This is a genomic window from Sulfurovum sp. bin170 (genome assembly GCF_010892395.1).
GTDB lineage: Bacteria > Campylobacterota > Campylobacteria > Campylobacterales > Sulfurovaceae > UBA1140.
Genome location: NZ_JAACKB010000008.1, coordinates 1 through 15162, shown reverse-complemented (window position 1 = coordinate 15162; position 15162 = coordinate 1). Strand labels below are relative to the sequence as shown.

General features: G+C 37.1%; 13 protein-coding genes and 1 pseudogene. 6 read left to right on the top strand and 8 right to left on the bottom strand.

The annotated features are described in order from the left end of the window. Nucleotides 1-60: 60 nt before the first annotated feature. Nucleotides 61-1122, bottom strand: coding sequence for a hypothetical protein (locus GSY74_RS00265; protein ID WP_164663102.1), 1062 nt, complete (start codon nt 1120-1122; stop codon nt 61-63). A gap of 110 nt (nt 1123-1232) precedes the next feature. On the opposite strand from GSY74_RS00265, the gene rseP reads away from it, so the two are divergent. The 3 genes from rseP to GSY74_RS00250 are packed head-to-tail and all read left to right on the top strand — an operon-like array spanning nt 1233 to nt 5083. Further along, a complete protein-coding gene (rseP, locus tag GSY74_RS00260; RefSeq protein WP_164663101.1) occupies nt 1233-2309 on the top strand; it encodes an RIP metalloprotease RseP in 1077 nt (358 codons plus the stop codon). Between the two features lie 3 nt (nt 2310-2312). Beyond that, nucleotides 2313-3008, top strand: coding sequence for a YggS family pyridoxal phosphate-dependent enzyme (locus GSY74_RS00255; protein ID WP_164663100.1), 696 nt, complete (start codon nt 2313-2315; stop codon nt 3006-3008). Then, nucleotides 3005-5083, top strand: a complete 2079-nt coding sequence (locus GSY74_RS00250; protein ID WP_164663099.1) for an ATP-binding protein — start codon at nt 3005-3007, stop codon at nt 5081-5083. The genes GSY74_RS00255 and GSY74_RS00250 overlap by 4 nt, the downstream gene beginning before the upstream one ends. Nucleotides 5084-5128: 45 nt before the next feature. Here the strand turns inward: GSY74_RS00250 and pckA are convergent, their stop codons facing one another. From pckA to serB, 7 genes are all read right to left on the bottom strand, one after another. Further along, the gene (gene pckA, locus GSY74_RS00245) at nt 5129-6730 is read right to left on the bottom strand and encodes a phosphoenolpyruvate carboxykinase (ATP) (protein ID WP_164663098.1); all 1602 of its coding nucleotides are present in this window, start codon (nt 6728-6730) and stop codon (nt 5129-5131) included. Nucleotides 6731-6908: 178 nt separating this feature from the next. Further along, nucleotides 6909-8240 carry a sodium ion-translocating decarboxylase subunit beta gene (locus GSY74_RS00240; RefSeq protein WP_370518747.1) on the bottom strand — a complete coding sequence of 444 codons (1332 nt, stop codon included), beginning with the start codon at nt 8238-8240 and terminating at the stop codon, nt 6909-6911. A 9-nt stretch (nt 8241-8249) separates the two neighbouring features. Then, nucleotides 8250-10040: a biotin/lipoyl-containing protein gene (locus tag GSY74_RS00235; RefSeq protein ID WP_164663096.1), complete on the bottom strand. Its 1791-nt coding sequence runs from the start codon at nt 10038-10040 to the stop codon at nt 8250-8252. Nucleotides 10041-10056: 16 nt separating this feature from the next. Continuing rightward, a complete protein-coding gene (locus tag GSY74_RS00230) occupies nt 10057-10299 on the bottom strand; it encodes an OadG family protein (RefSeq protein ID WP_164663095.1) in 243 nt (80 codons plus the stop codon). Between the two features lie 74 nt (nt 10300-10373). Then, nucleotides 10374-11762, bottom strand: coding sequence for a DEAD/DEAH box helicase (locus GSY74_RS00225; RefSeq protein WP_164663094.1), 1389 nt, complete (start codon nt 11760-11762; stop codon nt 10374-10376). An 11-nt stretch (nt 11763-11773) separates the two neighbouring features. After that, nucleotides 11774-12538 carry an undecaprenyl-diphosphate phosphatase gene (locus tag GSY74_RS00220; RefSeq protein ID WP_164663093.1) on the bottom strand — a complete coding sequence of 255 codons (765 nt, stop codon included), beginning with the start codon at nt 12536-12538 and terminating at the stop codon, nt 11774-11776. A gap of 158 nt (nt 12539-12696) precedes the next feature. Next, nucleotides 12697-13317, bottom strand: a complete 621-nt coding sequence (serB, locus tag GSY74_RS00215; RefSeq protein ID WP_164663092.1) for a phosphoserine phosphatase SerB — start codon at nt 13315-13317, stop codon at nt 12697-12699. Between the two features lie 66 nt (nt 13318-13383). Here serB and GSY74_RS00210 point away from each other — a divergent pair, with 66 nt between their 5' ends. From GSY74_RS00210 to GSY74_RS00200, 3 genes and pseudogenes are all read left to right on the top strand, one after another. Continuing rightward, nucleotides 13384-14310: a methylenetetrahydrofolate reductase gene (locus tag GSY74_RS00210; protein ID WP_164663091.1), complete on the top strand. Its 927-nt coding sequence runs from the start codon at nt 13384-13386 to the stop codon at nt 14308-14310. A gap of 29 nt (nt 14311-14339) precedes the next feature. Next, entirely contained in the window at nt 14340-14678 is a 339-nt protein-coding gene (locus GSY74_RS00205; protein ID WP_164663090.1) for an FUN14 domain-containing protein, read from the top strand. 42 nt (nt 14679-14720) lie between these two features. Continuing rightward, nucleotides 14721-15162, top strand: a pseudogene (locus GSY74_RS00200) (lipid-A-disaccharide synthase); the annotation flags it as partial.

The window sequence follows — 15162 nt, the reverse complement described above, 5'->3', positions numbered from 1 at the left end:
CTGATAAGTTGAAAAAAAACCTCTAGGGGTAACCCTCTATGGATTTTTCAACTTCTCTATCTAAACATAGAGCTTAGATACAAAATAGTCACTAACGGATTTTGCCTCAATCAGTGCAGTGACAGAAGCTTCGTTTAACTGACCATCTTTCGTAATAGGTGTTGTTACCAACTCTTCTACTCTCTGTATCAATCTTTCGCTCTCTCTCATGTTCTCTACGGAAGATGAGTGATATTCACTATTATCCTCTTTGATACCCTCTATATGTAACACTCTCTCTAATTTAGCATTTTGCTCATTTAAAAGAACTCTATAGTTTTCTATAACAGGAATAATCTCTACAATATGTTCATCAATTCGTTGCATCTCTGTTTTTGCCTCTTGTTGATGCTCTACATAGATGTTTGATTTCTCAAATGTCTCATTTGCCACTCTGAAGTTTTTGTTCTCTTTCATAGATACACGAAGTTTATAGATAATCCAAGCAATAAGAAGTGCAGTAACCCCAACTGTTACCATTCCCAATATCGGATCAACATCAGCACCAGTTATACCACCTATCCATTTAAAGATACTAGTCTGCTCTGCTTCATTATTTATAATCTCTGGGGTTAGTGCTACGCCAAGTTCTGTACTAGCAACATATATCCAAGCACCGACTACTCCCAATGCAGCCAAAAGAGCTAGTATAAAACCTGAAAAACCACCTGAACTTATATTTCCAACTTTAATATTTTCATCAATAGTACCAAGTGATACCTCAAATGGATCGTCTAACTCCTGCTTAGAGTACTCATAAGAGGCTCTCTCTAGTAAATCTTGACTCTGTGTAAGTGTAGTGTTTAACAGACTCTTTTTTGCATCTTCAAATTTATTCACATTTTCAGAGACAGATTTTTTTGTAATCTCTACAGCACTATCAGCTTCTGATATAAGTTGGGCAGAGCTTTTCATTAACTCTTTTGCCTGTTCATTTTTTGTAGAAGTTTTAACCATATCCTCTTCTATAATTAATTCATCATCTATATTCTCATTGTCATTAAAGTCTGCAACCTCTACGGAGTCATTTTTTTGGTCTATTTTAGACTCATCAAAACCTGACATTTCGCTTTTATTTGGCATTCTCTATCCTTTTTATTATTTTTTTTATTCTATCATACAAAAGCATATAATATTATAAAAGCCTTTAATTAATAGCTTGGTATAATACAGTAAAAAAATTTAGGATTTATATGGGCATTTTTGTTGCACTTTTAGTATTATCATTTTTGATATTTTTTCATGAGTTAGGACATTTTTTAGCTGCAAGGCTATTTGGGGTTAGAGTAGATGTATTTAGTATTGGTTTTGGAAAGAAAATTTTTACCAAACAGATAGGTCAGACGGAGTGGAGTATCTCTGCTATACCTCTTGGTGGTTATGTCAAGATGAAAGGTCAGGATGACTCCGATCCAACAGCTGTCAACTACGACAGTGATAGCTATACACGCAAAAGACCTTGGCAGAGGATTATTATACTTCTAGCAGGTCCTTTTGCAAACTTTTTTGTGGCATTTATGCTCTATTTTGGGGCATCACAGATAGGGACTTATCTCTCTCCACTATTTAACTATAGTCACTATCTACCTGCAACCGTTGGTTCTTTTTCGGATGAGTCTCCTGCAAAAAAGGCAGGGATAGAACAGGGGGATAGGATAGTTAGTATCAATAGTACCCCTATAAACAATTGGGAGGATGTCGGAGAGACTATACAGCTATTTGATGGAGTTTTGTATTTTGATATTATCAGAGACAATAGACAGCTTAACATAGGAGTTGAACCCATTATCAAAAAGCAAAAAAATAGATTTGGTGAATCAGTGGATAGAAAATTAATTGGTATTGCACCAGATGCTCCTGATGAACTTACATTTTCACCTATGGAGGGGTTAGCTTTTGCTTGGAATGAGACTATACACGCCTCAACACTTATATTTACGAGTGTACAAAAGCTTATTTCAGGTGATGTTCCTGCTAACCAACTGGGTGGTGTTGTAACTATTGTAGATATTACAGCAAAAGCTAGTCAATCAGGAATAATTGCTCTGCTGTTTTTTACAGCACTCATATCTGTGAACTTAGGGGTGCTAAACCTCCTGCCAATTCCTGCTCTTGATGGAGGTCATATCGGTTTTAACCTCTATGAGATGATAACAGGGAAAACAGCGAGTGAAGAGGTGATGTACCGATTAACATTGGTGGGATGGGGGTTACTACTCTCATTGATGTTATTGGGATTATACAATGATATAAATAGACTATTAGGATAGAAGATGAGAGAGATATTGAGAAAAAATTTAGATGAAGTTATTTGGAATATAGAACAGGCTAGAGTCGAGGTCTCCGAACACCATATTGTCAAACTTGTAGCCGTTGGTAAATATAGTGATGAGGAGAGTATATCTACTCTCTATGAGCTTGGACAACGCGCCTTTGGAGAGAATCAAGTACAACAGCTCCAGAGTCGTATGAAAAATCTGGAGAAACTTCCACTGGAGTGGCATATGATGGGAACCTTGCAGAGCAATAAGATTAACAAACTTATTGCTCTTAGACCCAGCATGTTCCAGTCACTTGACTCTATAAAACTAGCAGAAGTACTAAACAGCCGTTTGGCTGAAAGAGACCAAACGATGAGTACTCTACTTCAAATCAACTCTGCAAATGAGAATAGCAAATCAGGGGTTAGAGTAGATGAGGCAGTTGATATATACCAAGAGATAGTAGAGAAATTTCCACAGATAAAACTCAAAGGTATTATGAGTATAGGTGCGTTTACAGAGGATAGAAAAAAGATTCAAGATAGTTTTGAAGCTACTCATAAAATATATGAGACTCTTCAAAAAGATGGTGCCACAACCTGTTCAATGGGTATGAGTGGTGATTATGAACTAGCAATCAAGTGTGGCTCAAACTTGGTTCGTGTTGGTTCAAAAATTTTCAAACAGACAAAAGGGGAATATATATGAGACAACTAGTACACTATTATAGAGATTTTGACAGCTTTACAGAGTGGTGTGATGAGAATAGCATTACCAATTCAGAGAGACTACTGATTGAGATAAACTATCCTAATGATGATAGAAAACTACTAAAGATACTTCTAACAGACCTACAAAGCTCATTTGCTGATGCAACTATAGTAGGTATGCAGAGTTTTGCAAGTTTTACAAATCATCAAGTATCAGACCTAAACAGAGACCCTATTATATCTATAATGGAGTTTGATACCAGCTCTATCTCATCTATGGTTTTAAATTTAGATAAAAACTATATTAAGGGCGAATGCAACGATTATAAAGCAGAGAAACATATAATAGAGAAATATCTACAAGCTGATACAGAGGCTGTTGAGATTCTATCAAGTTTTAATGATTGTCACACTTCATCATTTATCAACTCTCTAGGTGAAGATTTTAGACATCTCAAGATTTTTGGTGGTGGGTCAACAGGTAAATCCCACAATACTAACAAGTCATTTGTATTTCATAACAACAAAATCTATGACAAAGCTATTATCTTAATCTTTATGCATGGTGAGAATCTAACTGTTGAACTCTATCAGGCTTTTGATTGGAAACCGATAAGTAAAAAGAAGAGAATCACTAAAACAGATGACTCTACCATCTTCACTATGGGAGATAGTCCTGCATTGGATATATATAGAAAATACTTTCCAAACCTAGATTCAGACACATCTGTATTTCTACAAGTGCCACTCTATATTACAAAAGGAAACAGCTCCTATACTGTACATATCCTCAATGCTGATTTATCCAATCAGAGTATATCTACTGCTCAACCTTTAGAAGAGAACGATATTGTACAGCTCTCCATTGGTAACTACAATGCGATGATGAATAGAACACAAGAGATTTATAACTTTCTTACAAAAACTCCTGCCCAAGCTCTCTGGATTGGTGCATGTATCTCATATGAGTATGGTTTTAGAATTCCAATCAAATACTATATATCAAATATCAAAAGTAACAATCACATATTTGGATACACAACATCTCAAGAGTATTTCAATGAGGAGAACCATCCAAATACTTTTCATAATCACACATTTATAATGGCAGCGATAACGGAATCAAATAATAGCTATATTGAGTTAGAGGAGTATAAAGATGAAAATATCACACCGTTTGAGATAGCTAACAAAAATCTCTACTCCATTATGCATAAAACAGCCAATGAGCTAAATCGTCTCACAGAAAACCTAGAGATTAGAGTTAACCAAAGAACACAAGAGCTAAAGACTCTAAATGATGAGCTACAGATTAGAATTGATGATGCCGTGCGAGAGGTAAAACGACAGACTGCTATTATGAATCAACAGTCAAGACTAGCCTCAATGGGTGAGATACTAGAGAATATAGCTCACCAGTGGAGACAACCACTAAACGCTGTCTCATGGGTACTACAAGATATAGAGATAAAAGCAAAACTAGGTAATCAAGCTGAAATTGATATAGAAGCAGTAGCGGAGAAGATAAATAACTCCATCCAGTTCCTCTCAAATACTATTGAGGATTTTAGAAGATTTGTTGACAAATCAGATATGGCCCAAACCTTTAACCTTAAAAAAACTATTGAGTCTACCAAAAAACTTATAGATGATACACTTACAGAACTAAACATAAAAATAGAGCTTGATTGTGATGAGGATATTAACTATAAAGGGTTTGAGAATGACATCAAACATGTTATTATGAACCTTATCAACAATGCTAGAGATGCCTTTGAAGAGAATGAAATCAAAAATGGTATAATATCTATCCGTGTATATCATGAAAAAGATGAACTAATAATCGCTGTAAAAGATAACGCAGGTGGTATCCCTAAAAAAATCCTCAAAAGTATTTTTGAACCATACTATACAACTAAGCATAAGACAAAAGGTACAGGTCTTGGTCTCTATATGAGTAAGAATCTTATAGAGAAAGTTAAAGGTTCACTAGAAGTTGCGAGTATTTTGAATGGAAAGACAACCTTCATAATTACACTACCTGATGAGGGAGCGATGCCTAAGAAGAAGTGATAGATGAGTGTTGAATTTTAAGAGATTCAACACTCATCTTAAAAATCAGACCTTTGGTCCAGCACCAGAAAAATCAAACTCTCCACCACTATTATCATAACGAGTAAAGTTCTTTCTAAACATTCCCGCTAATTTTTTAAGAGACGCATCATACGCCTCTTTGTCTTCCCAAGTATTTCGTGGATTTAGAACAGTATTGTCTTTTACACCATCTAGCATTTTAGGAATTTCAAGGTTAAATATATCCAAAGTCTCAAACTCTGCATTGTTAATAGAACCATTTAAGATTCCAGCGATACAAGCTCTAGTATCTTTGATACTCATTCTTTTTCCAACTCCATAAGGACCACCAGTCCAACCTGTATTGACCAAATATACATTTACATTATGCTCAACTATCTTCTCACCTAAAATCTTTGCATAAAATGATGGACGAAGTGGTAAAAACGCTTCACCAAAACAGGCAGAGAATGTTGCAACTGGCTCAGTAATACCAAGTTCAGTTCCAGCTACTTTTGCTGTATATCCACTCATAAAGTAGTACATCGCCTGTTCTCTAGTTAACTTTGAGACAGGAGGAAGAACGCCAAAGGCATCAGCTGTCAAAAAGATAATATTTTGAGGATGACCAGCTTGTAGATCCTCTTTGTGATTATCAATATGCTCAATAGGATACGAGACTCTAGTATTTTCTGTTTTGGAGAAACCTTTTACATACGCATAGTCGATAACCCCCATCTCATCATGTTCCACATTTTCTAAGAGTGCATTTTTTCTAATAGCAGCATAGATTTCAGGTTCATTACTTGGATCAAGATTTATAACTTTTGCATAACATCCACCCTCGAAGTTAAAGACTCCATTCTCATCCCAACCATGCTCATCATCTCCAATCAAAGCTCTTTTTGGGTCAGTGGATAGTGTTGTTTTCCCAGTTCCTGATAGACCAAAGAATAGACATACATCATCATCTTTACCGACATTTGCAGAGCAGTGCATAGAGAGTTTTCCCTCTAGTGGTAACCAGTAGTTCATCATAGAGAAGATACCTTTTTTCATCTCTCCACCATACCATGTTCCACCGATAATAGAGATATTCTCTTCTACATTAAAACATACATAAACACCTGAGTTAAGACCCTGTTTCTCAAACTTTTTGTTTGAAGCTTTGCATCCATTATAGACAACAAAATCAGGCTCAAAAGTATCTAGCTCCTCTGCTGTTGGTCGAATAAACATATTTTTAACAAAGTGAGCCTGCCACGCAACCTCTGTAACAAATCGTACAGACCTTCTACTTGCTTCACTTGCTCCTGCATAGACATCCATAACATATATATCTGTTCCAGAGAGCTGCTCTTTTGTTAAATCAAAAAGCTCATTGAAAGTATCTTCATCTATCTTACGATTAATCTTACCCCAAAAGATGTTCTCATTAGATGGTGATTGGTCTACAAAATATTTATCTTTTGGACTTCTACCTGTAAAAATACCTGTATCACACATAGCTGTACCAGATGTAGAGATTTTACACTCTCCTCTATTTACTTCATGTGCTTGAAGCTCATTATAGCTTAAATTGTAATAGACATTACCAATGTTTTCAAGTCCTAATTTTTCAAGACCATTTGGTTTCCTGGTGCTCATCTTTTGTCTGCCTTTGTATGTTATTTAATATTCTGTTTTACTAAAACTATCCTCTAATATAACTTTAAAAGACAACAGTATAGTAAATAAAATGAGAAGAACAATTCTCATTTTATTTGCTATAGCTATCAATAGTATAATGTTTTATAATTATACTATTGAATATAGATTAACTAGCTTATTTAAAGATAGAAAGCAATACACCAGCTGCAACAGCTGAACCAATTACACCCGCAACATTTGGACCCATCGCGTGCATAAGAAGTACATTACCTGGTCTCTCTTCAGAACCAACTTTACTTACAACCCTAGCTGACATAGGAACAGCAGAGACACCTGCCGCACCAATAAGTGGATTGATAGGTTCATCAGAAAACTTATTCATAACTTTTGCCATAAGAACACCCATAGCAGTACCTGCCGAGAATGCAATAAGACCAATAATCATAATCCCCATTGTCTCTAGTACTAAGAACTTATCTGCTGCTAGTTTTGAACCAACACCAAGACCCAAGAATATAGTTACAATATTAATAAGCGAATTCTGCATAGTATCACTTAGTCTATCAACAACGCCTGACTCTTTTGCAAAGTTACCAAATGCAAATGCACCAATTAGTGGTGTAGATTCAGGTAATATTAGCATAGATAACATAATAACAACTATAGGGAAGATAAGTTTCTCAAGTCTATGTACTTTTCTCTGTACACCCATCTTAATCTGTCTCTCCGCTTTATTGGTCAACGCTCTCATTATCGGAGGCTGAATAACTGGAACCAGTGCCATATAGGAGTAGGCGGCAACCGCAATAGCACCCAACATATCAGGGGCTAGTCGATTGGCAATAAAGATAGAGGTTGGACCATCCGCACCACCAATAATACTAATTGCTGATGCCTCTTGAAGACCAAAGCCCATTGCAACAGCACCGATTAGTGAACCAAAAATTCCAAATTGAGCTGCCCCACCAAGGATAGCTGTTTTAGGATTGGCAAGAAGTGGACCAAAATCTGTCATTGCCCCAACACCCATAAATATAAGCAGTGGGAAGAACTCATTGGCGATACCCATATTATAGATGACCCCCAACATTCCATGCTCTCCACCCATATGTGCTAAAGGAATATTGGCGAGAAGCCCACCAAACGCTATAGGAATAAGAAGCAGTGGTTCAAAGTTTTTAGCAATGGCTAGATAGAATAGAATAAATACCAATATAATCATAATAATACGACCAAGAGAGGACTCAAACCATGTCATAGGTCTCTCTGCTGAGGGACCAGCAGGTTCAGCTGTCATCTCACCATCATCTATATCTATGATAGCATTAATACCTGTCGTCTCCCAAAAACTACCCATCAATTCACTGATTGATTTTGGTTGATAAACTTTCTCTTCTGCACTCTCCTCTGCCACAGCATCGGTTGCTGGTGCAGGATGTCCACCTGCCTGAACCACAGAGGTCAAGGCAAATAGAACGAAGAACAGAGAGATTAAAAACTGTTTAATCTTCATGAGTTAATCCATTGTCGCTAGAAGTTGACCATCAGTAACCGCATCATTTGTATTAACTTCTATAGATTTAATAGTTCCTGCTTTTGAAGCCACTACCTCAATCTCCATCTTCATAGCTTCAAGAATCATAATGGTATCACCCTCATTTACACTATCACCTACAGCTTTTGTAATTTTCCAAACATTACCAGGTGTTTGAGAATGAATCTCCTCTGCACCTTTCCCACCTGCTGTTGGTGCAGGAGTAGCTGCTGCCACTGGTGCTGACGCTGTTGGTGTTATTTGAATATCTGCATCACCCTCTGCCACCTGTACGCTATATTGTTTACCATCTACTACTACTGTATAATTACCACTCATCTCTTCTCCTCCATTTGTCTGTTTCTCTTTACCTTTTCTTACCATTAAAGGACTCTCACCCTTTAAGAACGCTATACCTTTTTGGTCACATGCTGCTGCGATGAAAATATTCTCTTCGCTTGTCTCGATATTCTCATCTTCAAGAACTTTTGTCCAGTATGCAATCGACTTTGTAACCTCTCTATCTGCAATATCCAATGGATTCTCAGTTGTAGGCTCCAGTTTTAGTTTTTCAGATGCTAGTTTTACTATCTCTGCATCTGGTTCAACTGGTGTCTTACCAAAGTAACCAAGTACCATTCGACCATACCCAGGAGCAATCTGCTTCCACTCACCAAACATAACATTTGCATACGCTTGTTGCCAATAGAACTGACTTACAGGTGTCACAGAAGTACCATAACCACCTCTCTCAACAACCTCTTTCATCGCCAAGATAACTTCATCAAACCTATCTAAGTTTCCAGAGTCTCTCATCATTTGAGTGTTTGCTGTCAAAGCACCACCTGGCATTGGTGAGAATGGGATAAGAGGTGATACCTGTGTAGCTTCTGGTGGAACTTGATAATCAGCTAGACACTCTTTTAGTCTATCTTGATATTTTAAAATCTTAGTAAGCTCTAAGTCACCAAGGTTATAGTTTGTACCTTTAGTAGCATGAAGCATGGTCAAAATATCTGGCTGTGATGTACCACCACTTACAGGTGAGGCTGCCATATCAATACCATTTGCACCTGCTTCAAGAGCTGCAAGATAAGCGGCAACTGAAACACCTGCTGTCTCATGAGTATGAAGTCTTAGGTGAACATCTTCTCCTAAAATTCTTCTAGCCATAGAGATGGTCTCAAAAACTTTATTTGGATTTGCAGTTCCACTTGCATCTTTGAAACATAAGCTATCAAACTCAATCCCTTGGTCAAGCATCGCTCTAAGTGTCTTCTCATAAAAGTCTACACCATGAGCCCCTTTACATCCAGGAGGCAAATCCATCATAGTAATAACAGCTTCATGTTGAAGACCATGTTTTTTGATACACGATGCAGAGTATGCTAAGTTGTTGACATCATTTAGTGCATCAAAGTTTCTGATAGTTGTTGTACCATGTTTTTTGAACATTTTTGCATGTAGGTCAACTAGCTCTCTACTCCCTGTATCTAACATTACTGTATTAATACCCCGTGAGAGAGTCTGAAGGTTCGCCTCAGGCCCCACAATTTCACGGAATCTATCCATCATCTCAAATGCATCCTCTTGAAGATAGAAGTATAGACTCTGAAATCTAGCTCCTCCACCAAACTCAAAGTGATTAATACCTGCACTCTTCGCAGCCTCTACCGCTGGGAAAAAGTCATCCATGAGGACACGACCACCAAAGACAGATTGAAATCCATCTCTAAAGGTTGTATCCATCACATCAATATATTTTTTTGCCATCTTATACCCTCATTTATTATGATTTATTTTTACGAAATTCAGACACTGCAGCAATTATTGCAGCAACTCTCTTGTTTTCATCTTCTGATGTGTTAGCCACAGGTGTAGCTGGTGCTGGTGGTGCTTCGGGGAAATACTTGTTTATGAGATAAGCTTGAAGTTTAATAAACTGTACTAAAGCTATGAGAAATAGAAAAACTACACTCATACCTAGTATCATAAACTTAAAACTCTCTGCAAGTAGATTAACTTCTTCCATAAAAACCTCTTTACATTTATAGATTTATTTTATAGAAGTATTCTATGCAATTTTTACTTGAAAAAGCTTAATTACTATCTCTTTCTTTTACGACTGTTTTGCCGTGCTACTTTTTGTTCATCTCTATACTCATCTAGCATACTATTGACACTCTCTTTGTCATATCCAATCAGAGCTGATGATGATTTTTTGTTCTTTAATAACAGGCTAACTACCCTCTCAACAAACTCATGATAGTCCATATCTTCCATACTATCAATAAAATCAACTGCACACTCTGATATATCTGTATTGCGTACTTTTTCGTCTAAAGTTGAAAAATCACTACATGTCTGCTCTTCAATAGAGCCATCAAGCTGAATAGTAGCCAGTTTTATATCCGCTCCAACCTCATTTTGAATCCGTTGAAGCTCTTTAAATTCACCTGTGGTAACAAGAGTAATAGCCTTACCACTTTTTCCAGCTCGTCCTGTCCTACCAATACGATGCACATAACTCTGTGGATCAAAAGGGATATGGTAGTTAAAAACATGCGTCACTTTTTTGACATCTAAACCTCTTGAAGCAACATCTGTTGCTACCATAATCTGAATCTCATTTCGTCGATAGGCTTTGATGACCTCATCTCTCTCTGTCTGTTCTAAATCACCATGAAGCCCTCTTGCATTAAAGCCAAGAGCTTGTAAATGCTCTGAGAGTCTATCAACCTCTCGTTTCATTCGACAAAAAACCAAACATTTTTTTATCTTTTCAGTCTCTAACAGTTTCACTATCGCCTCATCTCTTTGAGACTCATTAATCACGCAGTAGGTCTGCTCTATCACATTATTGACAGTGCCTTCATCCTCTCCAACTACAGATATAAACTGTGGCTTGGTTAGAATAGTGTCCGCCAAGGCTTTAATCGGCTCTGGCATAGTTGCCGAAAAGAGTAGAGTCTGTCGATTTTGAGGGATATACTCAAAAATCTCTTTAATCTCCTCCAAGAAACCCATATCAAGCATCTCATCAGCTTCATCAAGGACAACTATTTCGGGATTGAAGCTATCAATTTTACCTTTTTTATAGAGGTCCTTTAGTCGCCCTGGCGTTGCAACCACAACTTGCACACCTTTGTTAATCAATGCAATCTGTCGTCCATAACCTACACCACCATAGACAGTGATGGTTCTAATCCCTGCAAATCTGCCAAGATGATAAAGCTCATCACTCACCTGTGTTGCCAACTCTCGTGTTGGAGTAATTACCAATGCTCTCTCTATCTCACCATTAATAATTTTATTCATCAGAGGCAGACCAAATGCTGCCGTCTTACCTGTCCCTGTGTGGGCTTGTCCCACCAAATCTTCCCCATTTGCTATAATAGGAATCACCATCTCTTGAATTGGGCTTGGTTCTTTAAAACCTGCTATTTTTACCCCTTTCAAAAGCTCTTTATGAAAATCAAATTCATTAAATGTCAAATTTTTAACCTTTACATAATCATCAACAGAAATACTCCAAAAAGTATCCTGTAGATACCAAATGCAACAAATGTAAATCGTTGCAAAAAAACTATAAAAAGTTTTATAGTCAAATAAGCCACCACAAAGGCAACCACAAAACCGACCACAAATGCAGTCAAATCAGCACCGATAAACTCATCATAGTGCTTTAACAAATCATAGCCACTTACCGCCATCATTACAGGTATTGCCAAAAGAAAAGAGAACTCTGCTGATGTTTTTCTATCTAAGCCTAAGAGTAATCCACCGATAATGGTCGCCCCTGCTCTACTTGTACCAGGGACTAAGGATAATATCTGTGCTAAACCTATCCATATAGATTGAGACCAACTTACATTTTCAATCACTGTCGTATGACTCTGCTCTTCCTCATAAAAATACTCAACAACAAGGAAAACAATACCACCAACAATAAACATCCATGCAACAGTAGAGATAGTAAATATCTCTTTTATCCAATCTTTACAGAGAAAACCAACAATAGCTATTGGTAAAAATGCTACAAATAGCTTCTTCCAAAGCTCTATCTCTTTCAGATTTATCTTCTCTCTATACAGTAACATCACAGCTAATATCGCTGCAAACTGTATAATAACCTCATATGCTTTTACTACAGCAGTCTGTTCTATACCTAAAAACTCACTTGCAACAATCATATGACCTGTTGAAGAGATAGGCAAAAACTCTGTAAAACCCTCAATAATTCCTATTATTATGGCTTGTAAAATATCCATGAATCTATATCCTATATTAATTTATCTAAAACTATGCTCATTTTGAGCAAATTATGTGGTATTTTTTGTAGGGTGGTGCTTTTAAGCCCACCGTTTTTTAGGAAACGCAGACTTTAGTCGCGTAAACAATTAACAAGGGTAGACACATGGGTCTACCCCTACACAATTTTTAGAATCTCTCGTAAATCTTTTATATCAACACAATGTGTAGCAGCCTTTTTAAGTATCGGTTTGGCACAAAATGCCACTCTTGTATCAGCATGTTCAAACATACTAAGGTCATTTGCACCATCACCAACCACTAGCGTATTCTCTCTGCTAATACCCAACAGATTTTGCAAACGAACAATCATATCACCTTTGGAGAATCCAAACATCATATCTCCACCAACTCTGCCTGTCAATATACCATTCTCATCATGCAAAATATTGGAAAAATCGGCATCAATTCCCAATCTCTTAGATGCTGGTGTCGTAGCTGTCCTAAATCCACCAGAGAAACAGATAACTTTATAACCTCTCTCTTTTAATCCTGCAACTACCTCTTTTGCTCCTGGCATCATAGGAAGTTCACTACAAATCTTCTCCACCTTCTCTTTTGGCAAACCTTCAAGAAGTGCTACTCGCGTGGTCAATGACTCAAAAAAATCCAATTCACCTTCCATTGCCATCTCAGTTATCGCTGCTACTTTCTCCTCTAGCCCCAATGGTGCTGCCAAAAAATCTATCGTCTCACCATCCATCAGTGTTGAATCAAAATCAAATACGGCTAATTTCATCTTTTATACTACCTCTATGCTGTTTTTTGGTAGAATTATATCGAATTAATAAGGAATAATATATATATGTTTGAAAAATTTTGCAAAAAACTTCACAGTAATGAACCTTTTATAACAGTAGAGATAACTCCTCCTCATGGTGCGTCCATCTCTAAAACCATCGAAACAATCAAATCAATAGGGCTAGACAAGAAGGTTTCTGGATTTTCAGTGACCGATAATCCTCTTGCCAAACTCAAAATGTCAGGCGTTCTCTCTGCCATCAAAATACAGGAGAGTTTTGGAAAACCTGTTATCGCTACAATGAGCATGAGAGATAAAAATAAGCTCTCCCTTCAATCAACTCTGCTAGGTGCTAATGATTTTGACCTTCGTTGTATCTTGGCACTCACAGGTGATCCAGCAAAACTCTCTGACCAACCAGAGGTAAAAGGTGTACTAGAGAGAGACTCTACACTTCTACTTAGTATTATATATCGTCTAAACAGTGGTCTGGACTACAGCAACAAAGAGTTAAATCCCAAACCTAAGCCGATATACCCTTTTGCTGTATCAAACGCCTACTCCAAAGATATGCGACGAATCAAAAAAAAGATACTCAAAAAACTTAACTATGGAGCTAGAGGGATAATTACTCAACCTGTTTATGATTTGGATAATGCAAAAGAGTTAATAGAGATATTTGAAGAGTGTAAAGAACAGAGTGTTAGAGAGACAGCAAAAGAGGCTGAACTTATCTTGGGACAATTCCCCGTAGTTCGTGCAAAAACAGCAAATTTTATCTCTGACAAAGTTCCAGGAATCACCGTACCAAAAGATATTATAGATGAGATGAATCTAGCTGCTATGGATGGAGTAGATAAGGAGCAAGAGGTAGGGTTTGGTATATCAAAAACACTATTTGATGATATTATGAACCTACACCCAAAAGTACATCTTATGACACATAATCGTTTTGATTTATGTAGTAAATTAATAGGTGATAAGGTATAATGGTAACACAAAAATTAAAGGGTTAACTAATGAATGATGAATATGCAGTAGGTACAGCAACAGAGGGGGGTATTCCTTTTATGCAGATGGGTGTAAGTTTTATTATCGGTCTAGCAGTAGGATATTTTTTAAAAAAGAGCTTTAAACTTCTTCTACTAATTTTAGGACTAGGACTTGTGGTGCTGTTTGTGCTAGAGTCACAAGGTGCTTTTCAAGTAGATGATGCGATGATAAAAGATGGTGTACAATCAGGTATGAACTCATTTCAATCACTCTATGATATGCTAAAAACAAGACTTGGCAGTATGGAGCTTAGTTCAGGAGTTGGTGCTGTTGCTGGTTTTCTTGCTGGTCTGAAATTTGGATAAAATATATACCAACAAGGGCAGACACATGGGTCTGCCCCTACGATGAAAATTCTCGTCTCTGCACTAGAACCCTCTTCTAATCTTCATCTAAAAGAGGTTCTGAAATATACCCAAGATGTTGAACTCTTGGGTATCTTCGATAAATCTTTAGGCACTCCTCTTTATGATATAAGCGATATGGCTATTATGGGTATAGTTGATGCTATCAAAAAACTACGATGGTTTTTCAAAGTTGCTGACGAGATGGTAGAGATTGCCAAAGATGCTGATAAAATCCTGCTTATGGACTCATCTGGATTTAACCTTCCTCTTGCTAAAAAACTCAAAATCGCCTATCCCAACAAAGAGATTATCTACTATATTCTCCCCCAAGTCTGGGCAAGTCGTCCCAAACGAGCCAAAAAATTAGAGCTATACTGTGATAGACTACTCGGTATTTTGCCTTTTGAAGTAGAGTACTATCAAAGCAAAGCAGAGTATATTG

Bases quoted from the DNA above. Each gene is read 5' to 3' on its own strand.
- GSY74_RS00265 (WP_164663102.1), bottom strand. From the start codon at position 1,122: ATGCCAAATAAAAGCGAAATGTCAGGTTTTGATGAGTCTAAAATAGAC.
- rseP (WP_164663101.1), top strand. From the start codon at position 1,233: ATGGGCATTTTTGTTGCACTTTTAGTATTATCATTTTTGATATTTTTT.
- GSY74_RS00255 (WP_164663100.1), top strand. From the start codon at position 2,313: ATGAGAGAGATATTGAGAAAAAATTTAGATGAAGTTATTTGGAATATA.
- GSY74_RS00250 (WP_164663099.1), top strand. From the start codon at position 3,005: ATGAGACAACTAGTACACTATTATAGAGATTTTGACAGCTTTACAGAG.
- pckA (WP_164663098.1), bottom strand. From the start codon at position 6,730: ATGAGCACCAGGAAACCAAATGGTCTTGAAAAATTAGGACTTGAAAAC.
- GSY74_RS00235 (WP_164663096.1), bottom strand. From the start codon at position 10,040: ATGGCAAAAAAATATATTGATGTGATGGATACAACCTTTAGAGATGGA.
- GSY74_RS00230 (WP_164663095.1), bottom strand. From the start codon at position 10,299: ATGGAAGAAGTTAATCTACTTGCAGAGAGTTTTAAGTTTATGATACTA.
- GSY74_RS00220 (WP_164663093.1), bottom strand. From the start codon at position 12,538: ATGGATATTTTACAAGCCATAATAATAGGAATTATTGAGGGTTTTACA.
- serB (WP_164663092.1), bottom strand. From the start codon at position 13,317: ATGAAATTAGCCGTATTTGATTTTGATTCAACACTGATGGATGGTGAG.
- GSY74_RS00210 (WP_164663091.1), top strand. From the start codon at position 13,384: ATGTTTGAAAAATTTTGCAAAAAACTTCACAGTAATGAACCTTTTATA.
- GSY74_RS00205 (WP_164663090.1), top strand. From the start codon at position 14,340: ATGAATGATGAATATGCAGTAGGTACAGCAACAGAGGGGGGTATTCCT.